We start from the raw sequence: 19,392 nt of genomic DNA, 5'->3' as shown, positions 1-19,392 counted from the left end.
TTAACTCAACTTTAACGCATGCTTAATTTAACAATTGAACCCAATTTTTGTCAAATACGCAAACAAACTTATGAAGTATTTTCTTACCTATTTGCTTACAATCATTTCTTTTAGCGTATTTGCTCAACAAAACAAATTGACAGGAAAACTTTTAGACAACAGTCAAAACGAACCACTCGCCTACGCCACCATAGCTATATTAGAACCAGGTACCGAAAACATTGTAACTAGTGGAATTACTGATTCTGATGGAAATTTCTCTATAAATGTTGAAAACGGTCAATATGATATCAAATTTGAATACATTTCTTATGAACCAAAAATCATAAAAAACATAAGTATTACTTCTAACAAAAATTTAGGTGATATCAAATTAAAATTTGCACAAAACCAATTAGATGAAGTCAATGTTGTTGCTGAAACTACACAAGTTGAAGTACGTTTAGATAAAAAAATATACAATGTTGGTAAAGATTTGACAACTTCAGGTGGCACGGTAAGCGATGCTTTGGGAAATGTGCCTTCGGTAACTGTAGATATAGACGGTGCTATAAGTTTAAGAGGGAATGAAAATGTAAGAATATTAATAAACGGCAAGCCTTCATCAATAGCTGGTTTTGGCGATCAAGATGTGTTTCAACAACTTCCTGCAGATGCCATAGAATCTGTAGAAGTTATCACAAGTCCATCGGCAAGATATGATGCGGAAGGAACGGCTGGAATCATAAACATTATCCTCAAAAGAGAAAAAACTTTAGGCTTTAACGGCTCTTTTAGAGGAACTCTCGGTGAACCTAAAAACTCTGGAGTTTTTGCCGATCTAAATTTAAGAACGGATAATTTTAATGTGTTTACCAGTATTGGCTATACCGAAAGAAACAGACCAGGAAACGCAAATTTTGATACCCGATATACTGAAACTGATTCATTAAATTTTGATAGAATTATTGAAGATAGAGATTATGATAGAAATGATAAAAATTTTAACCTAAATGCTGGTGTAGAATATTTTATAAATGACATGTCTTCTATAACGGCTAGTTTTTTTACCAGAACAGGAGACGACAGAGATATCACAACAAACACCAATAAAAGATTTGCTAACGGCTTAGAAAATAGCAGAACTATCAGAATTGAAGAAGAGTTAGATGATGATGAAAGATATCAATATGCTTTAAACTACGTAAAACGATTTGATAAAGACAATAGAGATCATAAATTAACTGCCGACTTTCAATATTCTAAAAGCGACCAAAGTCAAGCGACTACTATTGACGAAAATCAAACTAATCCTGTAGATTCATTAGTTGCTTTTCAGGATAACTTAGAGACTGAAAAAAGAGATAGCTATCTTATACAAGCAGATTATGTAAGACCTATGGGCAATGCACAGTTTGAATTTGGCTTTAGAGGTGATTATTCTGACCAAACCCAATCTTTTTTAGTTCAAAAACAAAACCTCACTACCAATGAATTAGTAGTAGATGAATTTGTGTCAAGTGATTTCGATTTTCAACAAAACGTTACTGCAATTTATACCCAATATGGCGACAAAATAGGAAAATTTTCTTATCTCTTAGGTTTAAGATACGAAAACTCTCAATTAAAGGGAAAGACAACACCTTTAGTCCCTGAAAATTTTGACAGAAATTTTGATTTTGATAAAAATTTTGATAATTTATTTCCAACAGTAAATCTTGTCTATGAAATAGGTGAAGACGAGAATATTTCCTTAGGTTATAATAGAAGAATCAACAGACCAAGAAGTTGGTTTTTAAATCCTTTTCCTTCTCAATCTAGCCGTGTTAATGTTTTTCAGGGCAACCCAGATTTAGATCCTTCATTTGCTGATGCTTTTGATCTGGGCTATTTAAAACGATGGAAAAAAATCACCTTAACATCTTCTGTTTACTACCAAAAAGAAACCGATGCTTTTGAACGTGTAGAAAGAGATACAGGCAGACGAACAGAAGAAGATAACATTATAATTATAGAAAATATACCTATAAACCTTGCCACAGAAGAACGCTTTGGTGCTGAATTTGGCTTGCTTTACAATCCCGTGAAATGGTTAAGAACAAATTTGAGTTTCAATTACTTTAGATTTGAAAGTAATGGTTCATTTGAAGGCAAAGAATATGGAGCTACCAACGAAAGTTATTTTGGAAGATTCAGTTCAAATGTCATTTTACCTGGAAAAATTCAATGGCAAACCAATGCTTTTTACAGAGGTCCACGAGAAAATGCACAAACTGAAACAGACCCAATTGCATCTATGGATATCGCTTTTAGTAAAGATTTCTTGAAAAATGAAAACCTTACACTTTCATTGAGTATTAGAGATTTATTCAATTCTAGAAAAAGAGATCAATTTACTGTTTCTCAAACCTTTACTCGTGATAGTTCTTTTCAATGGAGAGAAAGACAATTTACAGCAACTGTTATTTATCGCTTTAATCGCAAAAAAGAACGCAATACTAGAAGCCGTGGTGATAGTGATTTTGATGGTGGCGAAGGCGGATTTTAGAAAGTTTCTGATGCTTGACAGCTATTATAGTTGTTTGGTCTTCAGTGCAATACAATTGTAAAAAATTATATTTAATTCAATTATTCTCATTATACATCGACTTAATAATCCCGTCTGACAAGCCAATTTTTGGCACATGAATGCTTCTGGCTTTACTGTATTTCATAGCAGTAAGATAGATTTCTGTTGCTGGCACAATCACGTCAGCTCGGTCTTGATTCATATCAAGCTGAGCGATGCGTTCTTCGTAGGTCAGCGATTTAAGCAGTTGGTAATAAGAACTCAAATAGAAAAACGATAAGGGTTTGCCTGTTTTTTTAGCACTCGCTTTAAAAATATGATTGATATTGCCACCCGAACCAATCATTTCAATTTTAGAAAACGATTTTGTTTGTTCTTTAATCCACAACCTAAATTGCTCCCAATCGGTTTCTGAAACTAAATTATTCAGTAATCTAACTGTACCGAGATTAAAAGATTTTGAAGCTACAGTTTTGCCGTTATAATAAATTGTGATTTCAGTTGAACCACCGCCAACATCCACGTAAATGTATGATTTTTCGGTTTGAATCAATTGGTGTAAATCGGTAGTCGCAATGATGGCCGCTTCATCGTTGCCGTCAATGATTTCTATATGTATATCAGTATCTGCTTTAATGTCTTCAACTAAGGCTTTCGAATTTTTGGCATCACGCATAGCTGAAGTTGCACAAGCTCTGTATTTTTCAACATTATGGCAATTCATCAAGAGTTGAAAGGCTTTCAAGGTTTGTTTCATTCTAGAAAAATTGTAGTCAGAAATATAATCGTTGACAAACACATCTTGACCGAGACGAATCGGCACTCTAACCAAAGATGTTTTTTTGAAAGTAACAGGTTTATCTGCAGGTTCTGTAATGGTTGAAATTAATAATCTTACAGCATTTGAGCCAATATCTATGGCGGCATATTTTTTTATACTGAGCACGAATGTTTAGTTTTAATTAAGCTTATTTTTATAATAATCATACATTTTGAATTGACTGCGGTAGTCATCTTTATCATTTCTCTCATATTCATTCTTATCGTGAGAAGCAAGATTACGGGCTTTGACATTGTCTTGCCAACAAATATCAAAGGTATCTATCAATTCTGCTTTAATATTATCGTTATAAACAGGGCAAGTAATTTCAACGCGGTGGTCAAGGTTTCTTGTCATCAAATCTGCTGAAGAAATGTAAACTTCTTTATTTTTTGGCGTTTTGAAAATATACAATCGTGGATGTTCTAAAAATTTATCCACAATACTGATGGCTTTAATGTTTTCACTCATGCCTTCAACTTCTGGAATCAAACAACAAATACCCCTTACAATCAACTGTATTTTAACCCCAGCACGACTGGCTTCATACAATTTGCTAATCACATCATAATCTGATAAGCTGTTCATTTTCAACATCATACCACATTCTTTTCCTTCTTTAACCAATCGAATTTGTTCGTCAATTTTTTTATAAAAAAAGCCTCTAGTGTAGTGAGGCGAAACAATCAAGTGCTTGTATTTTTTAATTTTATAATTGACTTCAAAAAAATCAAACACCTTATCAATGTCTTTTAAAATACCGCTATGACTTGTAAACAAAGTATAATCGGTGTAAATTTTTGCTGTATTTTCATTAAAATTTCCAGTGCTGATAAACCCATATCGTTTTAATTTTCCGTTTTCTAAGCGATCAATCACACAAGACTTGGCGTGGACTTTTAAACCTGTAACACCAAAAATGATTTTGATGCCTTCGCGTTGCATTTTTTCAGAATATCTTATGTTATTGGCTTCATCAAATCGGGCTTTTAATTCTATGGAAACAGTAACTTTTTTTCCATTTTTAGCCGCATTGATGAGCGAACTGGCTATCTGAGAAACTGAAGCTAATCGGTAAATAGTGATTTTTATGGATTTCACATTCGGGTCTAAAGCCGCTTCACGTAAAAATCTTACAGTGTAAGAAAAGGTTTGATAAGGGGCAAACTGTAAATAATCTTTTTCAGCAATTTTTTTGAATAAACTTCCCTGCAATTCCAATCCTGGTACAGGCAAAGGTTCAATTTCATCATAGAGCAAATGTTTGGCTCCCAAATCGGGAAACTTCATATAATCTCTTCGGTTGTGATAACGACCACCAGGAATTAAGCTGTCGGTATTGTCAATGCCGAGTTTGAGTAATAAAAAGTCTAAAGTGTCTTGGTCAATAGTTTTATCATAAACAAAACGCACAGGATCGCCTTCTCGACGATGTTTTACGCTGCTCATTAATTTTTCGATATAACTTTTGTCTAAATCGCCTTCCAAATCGAGTTCAGCATCACGGGTAATTTTTATCATATGTGCCGAAATACTTTCGTATTCAAATATATTAAAAATCACATCCAAATTATAACGGATTAAATCATCTAACAAAATCACATATTGATTGTTGCCTTCAGAAGGCAAAACCACAAAACGGTTAAGATTGGTTGGAATTTCTACAAGAGTATAACGATTTTTAAGATTGCCGTCGGGCATTTTTTGCACGAGTTTTACCGCCAAATACGCTGCTGAGTCCTTAAGGTTTGGTACTTTTTCTATGTCATTAAGCATAATAGTAACCAAAGATGGACTGACTGTATCTAAAAAATAATGTTTTAAAAAAGCTTGATGTTGCTCGCCTACTTCAGTTTCATTAACGATATGAATATTGTGATCTTTAAGTTTATTTTGAATTTCGCTTAAAATCTCAAGACTTTCGGTTTGATGATTGATAACAATTTGTGTGATTTCTTTGAGCAGTCTTGAGGCTTTATAACCACCAAGTACTTTTTTTCCCGCTTTTCCTGCCATATCAATGCGTTTGACGGTGGCGTAACGCACTCTAAAAAATTCATCTAAGTTGTTTGAGAAAATTCCAAGAAACCGCAATCGCTCTAATAGTGGCACATTAGAGTCTGAAGCTTCTTGTAAAACTCTTGCATTAAAAGCCAGCCAACTTAGTTCTCTATTGTGAAACTGGTCATTTGTCATTGGCACAAATTTTTAGGAAATAAATGTAAGACAGTTTCTCCATTTGCCAAATCTTTCCAAGATGAATTTTCAAAATTGATCTTCACCAATCCAGAAGTTGGGACATTGTCAAACTGTTCGTTACCTAAGCTATTGGCAAGATTGGTAAACGCAGGATTATGCCCAAATAACATCAAAGTGTCAATAGAATCGTCAACGGTATAAAGAAAAGTCTTTAAGCTTTTAACATCAAAAGTGTATAAAGCCGATTCTATTTGTAATTGAGTTTCTGGAATTTTCAGTTGTTTTAAAAAGTGCTTTGCGGTGCTTTCGGCTCTTTTGGCATAACTGGATTTGAACACGATATTGTTGTTTATAGAATTTTTAAAAGCCGAAGCCACCAACTCGATATCACTATAAGCACGTTTTTTTAAAATTCTTTCATCATCAGGAAGATTTTCTTTCCAAGACGATTTTCCATGTCGCATTAAGATTAGGGTTTTGGGCATAATTTATATTTTGATTAGGGTGAAATTAAATTTATTCTAAAATGGGTTTACTATCAACACATATCACTGATTCAGGCTGAATAGGTGCTGAGCAATCGCTTATTATATCCCATTTTTCATTAAATGCTTGTTGAGCAATTCTATGTTTTTCTATTTTATTTAAAAATGATACTGTATCTATATTAATTGAATAAGCTAAATAACCTATTGGTCCACCACAAGCCTTACTGCCATAGCTTGTGATTCTCCATTCTGTAGGATCATCACACTCCTGACTTAAAGCTAAATTTTCTATTTCACTAAACATCTCATCTAATAGCTTAGCCTCTTGATTTTTTGTCAATTCATCATCAGTATTTGAACAAGCTAAAAAAAAGAATAAGCTCAATGAAAAAAATATTAATCTAAACATAATTTTTGTTTTATAGTTTATGGTGCTAATCGTTTTATATTCCAGTCTAAATTGTTGAGTTCATAAACAAATCTGTCGTGTAAACGGTTGGGGCGACCTTGCCAAAATTCAAAAGACACTGGCTCCACACAAAATCCACCCCAGTTTTTGGGTTTTTCGACAGGTTTGTTGGCATATTCTTGCTCTAAAGCTTTGAGTTTATCTTCTAAAACTTTACGGTTGGGTATTTCTTGACTTTGTGGGGAAACCAAAGCGCCCAACTGACTGCCTTTTGGACGGGATTGAAAGTAGCGTGCCGAGACTTCTTCTGCTATTTTTTTGGCTTTGCCTTTGATGATAATTTGTCGCTCAACCTGTGGTCAAAAGAAGGATAAACACACTTTGGGGTTGTTTAATATGGCTTGTCCTTTTTCGCTGTTGTAATTGGTATAAAACACATATCCATTTTCGTCATAAGATTTCAACAACACCACTCTGGATTTCGGAAAACCATCTTTACCAACAGTACTGATGGTCATGGCATTGGCTTCATCTACATTGCCTGCTTCATCCACTTCTACAAACCACTTTCTAAATTGCTGAAAAGGATTTTCTTCTAATTCTGAACGAATTAAAGTCGCTTTATTGTAAGATTTTCTATAGTTTTCTAGGTTATTCATTTGATGACTAATATTTTTTAGCAATTTAAAATTTTTAAAAATTTAAAGCTTGTAATTTATTAAGACTTTAAAATAAAATTGACGAGGCATTCCTGGATAAAAGTAACGGGGTTCCGCACCACCAAACCCAACGGCATTGGGCAACACACTGGCAAGATAATCTTTATCTAAAACATTATTAAGTCCAAAACTGAATTGCGTTTGGGTGTCAAACCATTGCATTTGATGGCTAATATTAAAATTCACGAGCTCGTAAGCATCGGTATAAAGTGTGTTAGCATCGTTTAAAGGCATTCGTCCAACCCATTCTGTGTTTAATCTGAACGACCAATTTTGTTTGTAAAATAATTGAAAGCCAAAATTCAAATCGTATTCGGGTATGGCTGGTATTTGATTGCCTGAAAAGTCTTCATCACTTTCTATAAAATCTGTAAATTCAAAGTCGTTAAAAACAATGTTGGTAAAACCCTTAAGTTCTAAATTTTCAGATATAGACTTTTGAAAATTGGCAGAAAATTCAACGCCTGTATGTTGAGTTTGTCCAGCATTAATACCTACAAAACGGTCTTCCTCTACACGTCGAGCCACAATCAAATCTTCAACATACATTCTAAACACATTCAATTGAATATCAAGTGTTTTTTGTTTTGAAATCCATCGGCTTCCTAACTCAAAGTTATGCCCAAAAGAGGGTTGAAGTTCAGGGTTGAAAAATCCGTTGTCATCTAAGCTTTCATCAATGCTTGGCGTGGCGATACCCATACTGTAATTGGCAAAAACACCAAAGTTATTCTTAAGGTTGTATGAAAAATTGATGTTGGGCAACAATTTAGGGTCATATTGCAATTCGCCACTTTGATTTAAGCCATCTTCAAGAAATTGATCCTCGGTTTCGTAATTGGCTAAGTTCAGGTTTAATCCTGCTGCAACTTCAATTCTCTCTGTAAAATTATAATTGGCGGTCAAAAAAGCGTTGAATCGCATACGATTTTGATCAAAAGCATTGACCAAATCGCCTTGAATACTGCCACGTTCTGGAGTATTTCTAAACAAATTATCAAAATTTTGAGCCTCATACCAATCCGTTTGCCATTCAAAACCAATCTGTGTGGTTAAGGGTTTAGCATTCCATTGGAAGTTATGTTTTATCAAGCTTCTCAATCCCAAACCAATTTCACTTTCATCTAAAATATCAAAAGGTCTTGGTTCGTAGGCATCGCGATGATTAAACGAGATTGAAGTTATCCATTGGGTAGAATTTTTAAACTTATGATTTAAAGTCGTGGATAGAAACAGCTTGTCATAAGATTCAAATCCAGCAACCGCATTCCAATTATCTGTCGCTTTTTGAGGGTTATTTTGAAAATCTGTTAATGATAAAGAACTCGGAATAAACGCCTTAAGACGAGTGAAAATCATCAAGTTTTGCCATTGCCAAGACGGATTTATTTTGGTGTCTGAAATCAGAGTAAAATTTTGTCTTTCATAATCGGCATTATCTCGGTATTCGTGAGATTGAATATGATTGGCATAAGCCTGTAGCTGGGTTTGCCCTAAATTTTCGGCGACGTTAAAACCAAGTTGATAACGGTCATAACTTCCTATTCCCGTCATCAGACCTAGGTTTCTTTCTTTATTTTGTGTTTTTAAAACAATATTGCCACCCAAATTAGCCCCTAAAACTGAAGATTTTGGTCCTTTAATGACGCTGAGCTGTCCCAAACTGCTCAAATCAATATCTTCAAGCACCGATACGCCATTAGCATTGGTTAACGGCACATTATTAATGTAAAGTTTAAGTCGATTGGTTGAAAATTGAGACCTTGCCCCAATGCCACGTATGGTAATTCGATTGGTATTTAAAGTCCCTTGCTGCATCGACACGCCTGGGATTTGATTTAAAATTGGAGTTAATATCACCGTGTTATTAGACTGAATATCTTCAGAAGATATTGAAGTTGTAATAAAATTTGAAAGTTGAGAAGATTTTGTTTTCAGAGTTACCGTTTCAAGTTGTGTTGTATCTGAAACCTTGACTTGCGAAAAAACTTGAAAAGACGATAAAATGAGTAAAAAAACAGTAAATAATTTCAATATATTATTTTTCCACAAATCTAAGATTTTAAATGATGATAAAAATTAGAGCATTTCTTTTATTCACGACATTACTTCTCCTAATCTATTCTTATGACCAATCAAAACCAATCAAGTAAAAATGCAACATCTTGATAACGATAGTTTGATGTAAGTCGAGCATTACCGCATTAAAGATTATAAAACAATTAATTCGCCATACGAAGGTTATTATTTGCATTACAACAACAAAGTAACTTCAAAACAAAGCCCGTTATATGAAAAAGCCCATTTAAACTATCCGGTCTTTCGGGTGTTTGATGAGATGTTTAAAATTAATAGAAAACGACTTATTTAAGCCACTAATTCACTAATTTTTAGCCACTAATTCACTAATGGATACGAGATGTATTAGTGCATTCGTGGCTAAAGTGAAATATTAAACTGACGTTCGATATTGTATCCACCCAAATTATTTTTAAAAAAAATTCATTACAAAAAATCATATCTAAACTATTCGGTCTTTCGGGTGTTTGATGAGATATTCGGGCGGAAAGAGTAATTTGATATTTTCATAAGATTTATGAATGGCTTTTTGAGATTTTTCAAAGTTTTTCCATTTTACTTTTTTGATGCCTTCAGAGGTTTCTGGAACCAATTCGCCATCAAAATCTGAAAACATTTCATACCAGTAAGTTTCTTTGAGTTTATATTTGCCGTTGCGTTTTAAGATGTGATACGTGGTGTCAATAAACCGAACAATTTTTAAATTTTCAACCCCTGTTTCTTCCCAAACTTCACGTATAGTCGCTTCTTCAAGCGTCTCGCCTTTATCCACTTTGCCTTTAGGTAAATCCCAACAGCCTTTTCTATGAATAAAAAGGATTTCTTTTTTAGGGTTAAATACCATTCCGCCAGCGACCGTGATGACTTTTAGCTTTTTTTTCAAATGATACAGTAATTTTTCGTCTTTTTTGTGATATAAATTGACGTAGTGAATTTTTTTATCGACAATATCATTGATAAGATTTTCTATATCAACATGTTTAATCTTGTAAGAAGTGTATTTCGTACCAACTTTCTTTTGCGTTGACAAAATAATTGGCACATCATTGACAAAAACTTTATACATTTGCACTTATGATTTTAGATGAAAATACAGCCCAAGAAACTGCAGAATTACTTCTACAAATAAACGCAATAAAATTGAAACCACAAGAGCCTTTTACCTGGTCGAGTGGAATGAAATCGCCAATTTATTGTGACAATAGAATAATATTGTCTTATCCGCCCATTCGTAACTACATCAAAGATAGTTTAGCCAAACAAGTAGAACTACTTTACGGCAAACCTGATGTCATTGCGGGTGTCGCAACAGGTGCCATTGGGATTGGCGCTTTAACGGCTGATGCTTTGGGATTACCTTTTGTTTATGTGCGACCCAAACCCAAATCGCACGGGCGACAAAATCAAATTGAAGGTCAACTTGAACCACACCAAAATGTGGTGGTGATTGAGGACTTAATCAGCACTGGACAAAGTAGTCTTAATGCTGTAAAAGCATTACAATCTGAAGCCCAAGCTCACGTTAAAGGTTTACTGGCTATATTTTCTTATGGCTTTGATTCGGCTATAAAAAACTTCGAAAAAGCCAAAATTCAACTCAATACACTGAGCAATTATGAACATCTTATTCAAATAGCTTATGATACAAGATATTTGAATCGTGATGAACTCAATTTGTTAAAATCATGGCATCTCAATCCCGAAAAATGGGAAAACAATTAACGCTTTTAAACCTTACTCATGAATTTAGAAACACCTAAAATTACCATCAATAAATCGCAAAAGGAATTATTCACTTACTTGTCGAAAGCAGATAATTACCTCAATATTATGCCCGATGGTGTAGAAAAATTTGAAGTTTTGACTGAAGACAGTTTTCTATTTCAACTTAAAGGTATGCCAGTTATACAATTAGCGTTTAAAGAAAAAGAAGAATTTGGCAAAATCGTTTTAGTCGCTGATGGCGGTAAATTTCCATTTAGTTTAACCGCTTATTTTGATGCCGTTGGTGAAGAAAAAACCGAATTTCAACTCAAATTTGATGGCGAATTTAATGCCATGATGGGTATGATGATCAAATCACCAATCAACAAATTTATTCATACCTTATCAGAAAATTTCAATAAACTAATGTCTTAATATACTTGACTTATCTCTTTGTGAGCATAAAATTTTTCTATTCCTGAATTTGTTTTAACAAGCAATTGACCATCAGTAACTATATCTTTAATTTGACCTTCAAACAAATCTCCATTAGGCAAAACAAATCGGGTTTGTTTTTTATAATTGTACAAATATCTTTTGTAAACACTAATGATATGTTCAACTGAATGTAAATTGAGTTCTTTAGGAATATCATCTAATTCGTCAACCAATTTATCAAGAAGTTCATCTCTATCAAAATGAATGTTTTTAATCCTTTTTAGTGAATTGGCTTTAGGTAAATTTTCGAAATAGGTTTGATTGACATTTAAGCCTATTCCAATATAAGTGGTTTTAATCAAGTTTTTGTTTAGGGTGTTTTCAATTAAAATACCACAAATTTTAAACTGTTCTGACAAAATGTCGTTAGGCCATTTAAAGCGTAAATTTGGAATGTTGTAAGCTTTTAAAACCCTTAAAATACCCAAACATACTAAAGCATTAAGTGCAAATTGGTTTTCTGTTTTGAGATTAATATCATTAAAAACAACCGTAAACATTAAGTTCTCCGACCTTGAGCTTTGCCAAGAACTGTTGAGTTGACCACGACCTTGAGTTTGAAATTCTGCTGATAAACAAAATTTTTTTTCTTTTATATCTTTATTTATAATTTTTGCAAGTGCATTGGTAGAGGTTGTGGCATCAACTTTGACAATATTCATTAAATAGGATTTTGGAGCAAATTTAAACAAGAATGTGTAACAAACATCATTGAATAATGTTTTGTTAAGTCATTACAATTTTCGTTAAAAAAAACTATTTTTGTAAAACTTTAAAATTAAATTTCAGCATTGGTAAAAGATAATAATCAGCTCATAACGTTAATCATAGAAGGAATTGAAAATGTAAAAGGTGATGATATTCAGTTGTTAGACTTAAGAGATATCGAAAATAATGTTTGTGATTATTTTATCCTTTGCACTGGTAGCTCAAATACCCAAGTAGATGCTATTGTAAATTCCGTTCAAAAGCATGTGAGCAAAAAACTTAAAGACAAACCTTGGCACATAGAAGGTCATGGTAATTCTCAATGGGTTTTGATGGATTATGTCAATATTGTTGTTCATGTTTTTCAGCAGAAGCTAGAGATTTTTACGATTTAGAAAGCTTATGGGGTGATGCCAAAATCACTCAAATTGAAACTAATTATTAATTTAAGATTAAAAAAAGTAGATGGCTCAAAAAACATCAAATACACCGCCTAAAAACAAGGCGACTAAAAATTCAAATAAACCTAATCCTAAAAAGCCAGGTTACAATTTTTATGTCATCATCGGAATTGTAATATTATTTTTTGGACTTCAATTTTTTGTAGGCAATGGCTTTGGTAGCGGTGCAAAAGACATCAGTATAGCCCAATTTGAAAGTTATCTCAAAGAAGGCGATTTTGATAAAGTCGTCATCATCAAAAATGCAGGTAGAGCAGAAGTTTATCTTACTCAAGAAGCTAAATCTCAACCCGAACACAAAGGTAAAAGCAACGATAATGTTTTTCCAGGAGCAAGCGTATCTGACTACAAGTTTGAATTTGGAGACCTTCAGCTTTTTGAGAAAAATGTCAAGTCAATCAAAGAAGAATACAATCTTAAAACCGAAGTTAATTTTGAAAAAGAAGACACTTTATTTAGCGATATTTTAATCACTTTACTTCCTTTTATTATCATTATTGGAATCTGGATTTTCATTATGAGACGCATGAGTGGCGGTGCTGGCGGTGGTCCTGGTGGTCAGATTTTTAATATCGGTAAATCAAAAGCCAAATTGTTTGATGAAAAAGTCGACATTAAAACTTCATTTAAAGACGTTGCAGGTCTTGAAGGTGCAAAAGAAGAAGTTCAAGAAATAGTTGATTTCTTAAAATTTCCTGAAAAATATACCAATCTCGGCGGAAAAATCCCTAAAGGTGCATTATTAGTTGGTCCACCAGGTACGGGTAAAACCTTGTTAGCTAAAGCTGTGGCTGGCGAAGCTAATGTGCCATTTTTCTCCTTATCAGGTTCTGATTTTGTTGAAATGTTTGTCGGTGTTGGTGCGTCTCGTGTTAGAGACTTATTTAAACAAGCTAAAGAAAAATCACCTTCTATCATTTTTATTGATGAAATTGACGCCATTGGCCGTTCAAGGGGAAAAAGCAATTTCTCTGGTTCAAATGACGAACGCGAAAACACCTTAAATCAACTCCTTACAGAAATGGACGGATTTGGTAATAATGCCAATGTCATTGTCTTAGCGACAACAAACCGTGCCGATGTTTTGGATAAAGCACTGATGAGAGCTGGTAGATTTGACCGTCAAATTTATGTGGATTTGCCAGATATCAGAGAGCGAAAAGAAATTTTTGAAGTCCATCTCAGACCTTTGAAAAAAATAAGTAACGACATTGATACTGATTTCTTAGCCAAACAAACTCCTGGATTTTCAGGTGCAGACATTGCTAATGTGTGTAATGAATCTGCTTTGATTGCTGCAAGAAAAGGCAATAAAGAAGTAACAAGGCAAGATTTTCTTGATGCCGTTGACCGTATTATTGGTGGTTTAGAAAAGAAAAACAAAATCATGACGCTCGATGAAAAGAAAGCCATTGCTTATCACGAAGCCGGTCACGCCACAGTAAGTTGGCTACTTGAACACGCGACACCACTTGTGAAAGTTACTATTGTTCCTCGCGGTCAATCACTTGGAGCGACTTGGTATTTACCCGAAGAACGACTTATTGTAAGAACCGAACAAATGTTAGACGAAATGTGTGCAGCTATGGGCGGTCGAGTCGCAGAAAAAATCATCTTTGATAAAATTTCTACTGGTGCATTAAGCGATTTAGAAAAAGTGACCAAACAAGCCAAAGCTATGGTAACCATTTATGGCTTGAACGAAAAAGTCGGTAATTTAACTTATTATGATTCTACTGGCCAAGCAGACTATAATTTTACTAAACCTTATAGCGAAAAAACGGCGGAAATTATTGATAAAGAAATTTCTAAAATTATAGAAACTCAATATCAGCGAGCTTTGAGTATTTTAGAAAAACACAAAAAAGAGCTCAAAAAATTAGCAGAACTTCTCATTGAAAGAGAAGTCATTTTTAAAGATGATATGGAAGATATTTTTGGTAAAAGACCTTTTAAAAAACCAGAAATGATTACTCCAAAGCACAAACAAAACGGTCAAAACAAACCCAAAACAGAAGATAACAACTCCTCTGAAAACACTTCAAACAATCAATCTCAATCTAGCAAAAAAGAAAACAATGCAAAATCTGAAGACAACAAACAATCTGATGATAAGCAAGCCAAAAATGAAATACCTGAAAAGAATTGATTGAAGCTAATAATATATGAGTTTTTTTAAACGTCTATTGGGACTCAAATCTAAGAAATCAGCAGAAGAAAACAATGCTGATAAAAATAGATTTATGCCTACAGAAAAACCACCAATAGACGAATTGTTTATGATTAATTTTAAAAAAAATGGCGGTAAATTTATCTATTGCGAAAACAAAACAGAATTATTAGATAACTTCGATGCCATTTTACAAGAAAACAATTGGAAATCTAAACCTCTTTACTCTCATCAAATTGACAAAGATCAAAACTTTTTGAAAGATCTCAATCTTGATTTCACCACTGATAAAAATGTAGAAGCATTAGTGAGCAACTGTGAATATCTCATTGCTAATACTGGTGCAATTATGGTTTGTGCTAAGCAAATTGGTGAAGGCAAACTTTCAGAATTACCTCATAATTTTATTGTTTATGCCACGACAAGTCAACTTTTAGAAAGTCTTGGCGAAGGTCTTCAACTCATCAAAAAAAAGCACCAATCAAAGATTCCTGCAAGTATCACAACCCTAAAGACATTTGAAGAAAAAACCGATTCTGACTTTTTAAGTTACGGAAGCACTCAAAAAAACTTATATTTGTTGCTCTTAGAAGATTTGTAACTTAATGAATGAACTTTTTACTAGAATTACTTCTGGAATTATTTATGCTGCTGCTATATTTTTAGCCCTTTGGTCTGGCAAATTGGCAACAAGCATTCTTTTTTTGATTTTAGGTTTAATATGCCTTTTTGAATTACAAAAATTGCTCAGTTTTAGAAATTACGTCTCTTATTTTGTATTTCCAATTGCCTTGATATATTTTAACTATTTCAATACTAATGACAAAATAATTTTTTTATTTATCATTGCTTGTTTATTTGTAAAGCTATTGCTTTTAAGAGATTTGTTTTCACTGAAAGGCAGAAATGCCTTTAGGCAAAAAAAACACCTGATTACTTTGATGTATATCGTGCCTTCTATGGTGTTTTTAACCTTAATTCCAAAATTATATACTGGCTACAATACTTATATTTTGCTATATGTTTTTGTATTGATGTGGGTCAATGATTCCTTTGCATTTTTAATTGGAAAACATTTTGGAAAACAAAAATTATTTGAAAAAATATCACCCAAAAAAACAGTAGAAGGTTTTCTTGCTGGATTTATTTTTACTATCATAGCAGGTATTATAATTAGCTATTTCGACCAAACTATCAGTTTTTACAATTGGGTTGTTGTTGGTATTTTAGTCTCTGTTTTTGGTACCTTAGGCGATTTGGTACAGTCCAAATTTAAAAGAAAAGCTTCAGTCAAAGACAGTGGAAAAATCATGCCTGGTCACGGTGGTGTTTTTGACCGTATGGATAGTATTATTTTTTCAAGTACCTTTGTATATGGATTTTTATTTTTAATCAATCATGTTTCATAGAGAAGGTCAACAAATATTAGTTTTTGCTTTAGTATCAATTATAGTTATCAACTTATTGAGTATTAACTTTATCAACAATCCTATTTTGCATTATACTATTTTTGGTATAACGCTAATTATGTTTGTTTTAGTGGCACAATTTTTTAGAAATCCAAAACGAAACTTTAAACGAGATAACACAAAAGCATTTTCGCCTGTTGATGGCAAAGTGGTTGTTGTAGAAGAAGTCTTTGAAGATGAAATTTTAAAAACAAAATGCATTCAAGTGTCCATATTTATGTCGCCACTTAATGTTCACATCACAAGACATCCGTTTACAAAGTAAATTTATTACAGCAAATACCACAAAGGCAAATATCTCGTAGCCTGGCATCCCAAATCCAGCACAGAAAATGAGCGAACCACCGTTGCATTAAAAACAGAAAAATTTGGTAACGTTGCTTATCGTCAAATTGCTGGTGCAGTGGCAAGGCGTATTGTTAATTATGCTAAAGTCAACGATAAAGCCATTCAATGCGAAGATTCAGGATTTATAAAATTTGGGTCACGTGTTGATGTATTTTTACCCTTAGAATCTAAAATTGAAGTTGAAATCAATCAAAAAGTTAAAGGTGGTTTAACTTCCATAGCATCAATAAGTTAAAATGGATTTAAGTCAATTAAATGCAAAAGAATTAGAGCAAGCTTTTCAAAAGGCATATCAAGCCGTAAGTGAAACCGATAAAGGATTTCAACAAGATACACTGCTCTATTTTTATGCCTACTACAAACACGCCACCAAAGAATTCAATTTAAACCTAAAACATCATCCTCACAACGGTGAGCAATTAGTCAATGCCTTTAAAATGAATGCTTTATTTCAAATCAGACACCTTTCAGTTAAGCAGTCTAAAATCAAATACATCGAGTTGGTCATCAAACATCTCGGAGACGATTTTTTAAAAAAATAATTATGCCATTGGTTTTTGCGACTCATAATCATCACAAACTCACAGAAGTTAAAGCTATTCTACCTCAATTTATCGAGTCGCTTTCGCTCAACGACATCAACTGCCACGAAGACATTGCAGAAACCGCCAATAGCATTGAAGGCAACGCTCAACTCAAAGCCAGATATGTCTTCAAAAACTATAACTTACCATGCTTTGCAGACGATACAGGTTTATTTGTTAACGCACTCAATGGCGAACCTGGGGTTTATTCTGCTCGTTATGCTGGTGGACAAAAAAATGCTCAAGCCAATATACAAAAGCTTATGCAAAACCTCAATCATGTTCAAGACCGCAGTGCATATTTTAAAACCGTCATCGCTTTCAAAACTCAAAACGAAGAAAAGATATTTACCGGCATTTGCAAAGGCGAAATCACCAAAACACCGAGTGGCAAATCTGGATTTGGCTATGACCCTATTTTTAAACCCCAAGGCTACACAGAAACTTTTGCCGCATTAGATGCTAATACCAAAAACCAAATCAGCCACCGCAGCTTGGCACTACAAAAATTTATCGATTATCTCAAATAGGTTTGATTTAGTGGTATTTTAACAGGTCTGCTGACTTGGGCAGACTATATTCCTGCACAATCTAAGAGATGTCGCGTATCTTGTCCCTATGGATATTTTTTTTAACGTGAGTTCGATATAAATTCCAATAAAATAGATTGATATTTAATCATTTGTCATGACGACAGAGCGAAGCATGAACGACGAGACATCTCAGTAGGATGAGATTTCACCTCATTCTTCGTCGAAATGACAAAATTTGCTTACAAAAAAATGTAATCATCTGATTTACAATTTTCAATAAATCGAACTCACGTTATTTTAATATTTTTTCAGGAATCCCTAAGCTAAGCTTAAACTCACTTGAACCATCACCAATCAATTAAACAATTAAAAAGTTTTAACTCCAAACTTTAAATTATCCTTAATCTCAAAGCATTTTTCAGGCTTATAATTATATTTTATTTATTTTTACATCTGTTGAATTTTTAAATATTTATAAAATGAAAGATGTCGTTATAGTCAGTGCAGTTAGAACACCAATAGGGAGTTTTCTCGGAAGTTTATCCTCAATTCCAGCCACTCAATTAGGTTCAATAGCCATCAAAGGTGCTTTAGATAAAATTAATTTAGACCCAAAACTCGTTCAAGAAGTTTTGATGGGCAATGTGGTTCAAGCCAACAATGGTCAAGCCCCTGCACGTCAAGCGGCTCTCGGTGCTGGTATTCCAGAATCTGTGCCGTGTACAACGGTCAATAAAGTTTGTGCCAGCGGAATGAAATCTGTGATGCAAGCGACTCAAAGCATTGCCCTCGGCGATACTGATATTATTGTTGCAGGCGGAATGGAAAGTATGAGTCAAATTCCTCATTATCTGCATCTCAGAAATGGACATAAATTCAGCCCAACCCAAATGGTTGACGGCATGCAAAGAGATGGTTTGTCTGACGCCTACGACAATCAAGCTATGGGAACTTGTGCAGATTTATGTGCTACAGACCACAATTTCTCAAGAGAAGACCAAGATGCCTTTGCTATTCAATCTTACAAACGCTCAGCCGAAGCTTGGCAATCTGGCAAATTCAAAGACGAAGTCGTGCCAGTTGAAGTTCCTCAACGTCGTGGCGAGCCTTTAATTGTTAAAGAAGATGAAGAATATAAAAACATCAAATTTGACAAAGTCAGCAAATTAAGACCAGCTTTTAGCAAAGATGGTACAGCCACTGCGACCAACTCTTCAACCATCAATGACGGTGCTGGTGCGGTTGTTTTAATGAGTAAAGACAAAGCAGACGAACTCAACTTAAAACCACTTGCCACCATTAGAAGTTATGCCGATGCGGCTCAAAAGCCAGAACATTTCACAACTGCTCCTGCTAAGGCTTTACCTTTAGCTCTTAAAAAAGCAAAATTAGATTTAAAAGATATCGATTACTTTGAATTCAACGAAGCCTTTTCTGTTGTTGGTTTGGCTAATATGAAATTATTAGGTCTTACAGATAAAAATGTCAATGTCAATGGTGGTGCAGTTTCATTAGGTCATCCTTTGGGTTGCTCAGGCGTAAGAATTATCATAACTTTACTGCACATTTTAAAACAAAACGATGCCAAGTTTGGTGCGCGAGCCATTTGCAATGGTGGTGGCGGTGCTTCAGCAATGGTGTTTGAACGCTAAATC

General features: G+C 33.9%; 16 protein-coding genes and 3 pseudogenes. 11 read left to right on the top strand and 8 right to left on the bottom strand.

The window, feature by feature from the left end; all coding sequences use genetic code 11:
• Positions 1-70: 70 nt before the first annotated feature.
• The gene (locus tag IGB25_RS01150; protein WP_211065813.1) at positions 71-2,527 is read left to right on the top strand and encodes a TonB-dependent receptor domain-containing protein; all 2,457 of its coding nucleotides are present in this window, start codon (positions 71-73) and stop codon (positions 2,525-2,527) included.
• A gap of 76 nt (positions 2,528-2,603) precedes the next feature.
• Here IGB25_RS01150 and IGB25_RS01145 read toward each other — a convergent pair whose 3' ends face one another.
• The 7 genes and pseudogenes from IGB25_RS01145 to IGB25_RS01115 form a co-directional block, all read right to left on the bottom strand.
• Entirely contained in the window at positions 2,604-3,494 is an 891-nt protein-coding gene (locus IGB25_RS01145; RefSeq protein ID WP_211065812.1) for a Ppx/GppA phosphatase family protein, read from the bottom strand.
• A 12-nt stretch (positions 3,495-3,506) separates the two neighbouring features.
• Positions 3,507-5,564 carry a polyphosphate kinase 1 gene (gene ppk1 / locus IGB25_RS01140; protein WP_211065811.1) on the bottom strand — a complete coding sequence of 686 codons (2,058 nt, stop codon included), beginning with the start codon at positions 5,562-5,564 and terminating at the stop codon, positions 3,507-3,509.
• Entirely contained in the window at positions 5,561-6,052 is a 492-nt protein-coding gene (locus tag IGB25_RS01135) for a histidine phosphatase family protein (protein ID WP_211065810.1), read from the bottom strand. Before IGB25_RS01135 ends, ppk1 begins: the two co-directional genes overlap by 4 nt.
• Before the next feature lie 31 nt (positions 6,053-6,083).
• Complete coding sequence (locus IGB25_RS01130) at positions 6,084-6,464, bottom strand: hypothetical protein (protein WP_211065809.1); 381 nt, start codon at positions 6,462-6,464, stop codon at positions 6,084-6,086.
• Between the two features lie 17 nt (positions 6,465-6,481).
• Positions 6,482-7,123: pseudogene (gene pdxH, locus IGB25_RS01125) on the bottom strand (pyridoxamine 5'-phosphate oxidase).
• 42 nt (positions 7,124-7,165) lie between these two features.
• Positions 7,166-9,217 carry a TonB-dependent receptor gene (locus tag IGB25_RS01120; RefSeq protein WP_211065808.1) on the bottom strand — a complete coding sequence of 684 codons (2,052 nt, stop codon included), beginning with the start codon at positions 9,215-9,217 and terminating at the stop codon, positions 7,166-7,168.
• 487 nt (positions 9,218-9,704) lie between these two features.
• Positions 9,705-10,328: an NUDIX hydrolase gene (locus tag IGB25_RS01115; protein WP_211065807.1), complete on the bottom strand. Its 624-nt coding sequence runs from the start codon at positions 10,326-10,328 to the stop codon at positions 9,705-9,707.
• 8 nt (positions 10,329-10,336) lie between these two features.
• Here IGB25_RS01115 and pyrE point away from each other — a divergent pair, with 8 nt between their 5' ends.
• Together pyrE and IGB25_RS01105 are read left to right on the top strand one after the other, a co-directional pair.
• Positions 10,337-10,984 (top strand): orotate phosphoribosyltransferase, encoded by a 648-nt coding sequence (pyrE, locus tag IGB25_RS01110; RefSeq protein WP_211065806.1) that lies wholly within the window; start codon positions 10,337-10,339, stop codon positions 10,982-10,984.
• A gap of 18 nt (positions 10,985-11,002) precedes the next feature.
• Complete coding sequence (locus IGB25_RS01105) at positions 11,003-11,401, top strand: SRPBCC family protein (protein WP_211065805.1); 399 nt, start codon at positions 11,003-11,005, stop codon at positions 11,399-11,401.
• Here IGB25_RS01105 and IGB25_RS01100 read toward each other — a convergent pair.
• Positions 11,398-12,126 (bottom strand): biotin--[acetyl-CoA-carboxylase] ligase, encoded by a 729-nt coding sequence (locus IGB25_RS01100; protein ID WP_211065804.1) that lies wholly within the window; start codon positions 12,124-12,126, stop codon positions 11,398-11,400. The two genes, IGB25_RS01105 and IGB25_RS01100, sit on opposite strands and share 4 nt — an antisense overlap.
• A gap of 120 nt (positions 12,127-12,246) precedes the next feature.
• Between IGB25_RS01100 and rsfS the strand changes: the two are divergent.
• From rsfS to IGB25_RS01060, 8 genes and pseudogenes are all read left to right on the top strand, one after another.
• Positions 12,247-12,617 (top strand): annotated as a pseudogene (rsfS, locus tag IGB25_RS01095) (ribosome silencing factor).
• A 20-nt stretch (positions 12,618-12,637) separates the two neighbouring features.
• Positions 12,638-14,782, top strand: coding sequence for an ATP-dependent zinc metalloprotease FtsH (ftsH, locus tag IGB25_RS01090; RefSeq protein ID WP_211065803.1), 2,145 nt, complete (start codon positions 12,638-12,640; stop codon positions 14,780-14,782).
• Positions 14,783-14,798: 16 nt separating this feature from the next.
• Positions 14,799-15,404, top strand: coding sequence for an LUD domain-containing protein (locus tag IGB25_RS01085; RefSeq protein ID WP_211065802.1), 606 nt, complete (start codon positions 14,799-14,801; stop codon positions 15,402-15,404).
• 4 nt (positions 15,405-15,408) lie between these two features.
• Entirely contained in the window at positions 15,409-16,212 is an 804-nt protein-coding gene (locus IGB25_RS01080; RefSeq protein WP_211065801.1) for a phosphatidate cytidylyltransferase, read from the top strand.
• Positions 16,202-16,855: pseudogene (locus tag IGB25_RS01075) on the top strand (phosphatidylserine decarboxylase family protein). The gene IGB25_RS01080 and the pseudogene IGB25_RS01075 overlap by 11 nt, the downstream one beginning before the upstream one ends.
• A 1-nt stretch (position 16,856) precedes the next feature.
• Complete coding sequence (locus IGB25_RS01070; protein ID WP_211065800.1) at positions 16,857-17,162, top strand: acyl-CoA-binding protein; 306 nt, start codon at positions 16,857-16,859, stop codon at positions 17,160-17,162.
• A gap of 2 nt (positions 17,163-17,164) precedes the next feature.
• Complete coding sequence (locus IGB25_RS01065; RefSeq protein WP_211065799.1) at positions 17,165-17,734, top strand: non-canonical purine NTP diphosphatase; 570 nt, start codon at positions 17,165-17,167, stop codon at positions 17,732-17,734.
• A gap of 482 nt (positions 17,735-18,216) precedes the next feature.
• Positions 18,217-19,389, top strand: a complete 1,173-nt coding sequence (locus IGB25_RS01060; RefSeq protein WP_211065798.1) for an acetyl-CoA C-acyltransferase — start codon at positions 18,217-18,219, stop codon at positions 19,387-19,389.
• Positions 19,390-19,392 lie beyond the last annotated feature (3 nt).

It is taken from the genome of Flavobacterium sp. CS20 (assembly GCF_018080005.1).
Classification (GTDB): domain Bacteria; phylum Bacteroidota; class Bacteroidia; order Flavobacteriales; family Flavobacteriaceae; genus Psychroflexus.
The sequence above is the reverse complement of the archived record's forward strand: the minus strand, read 5'-3'. Positions and strand labels throughout refer to the sequence as shown.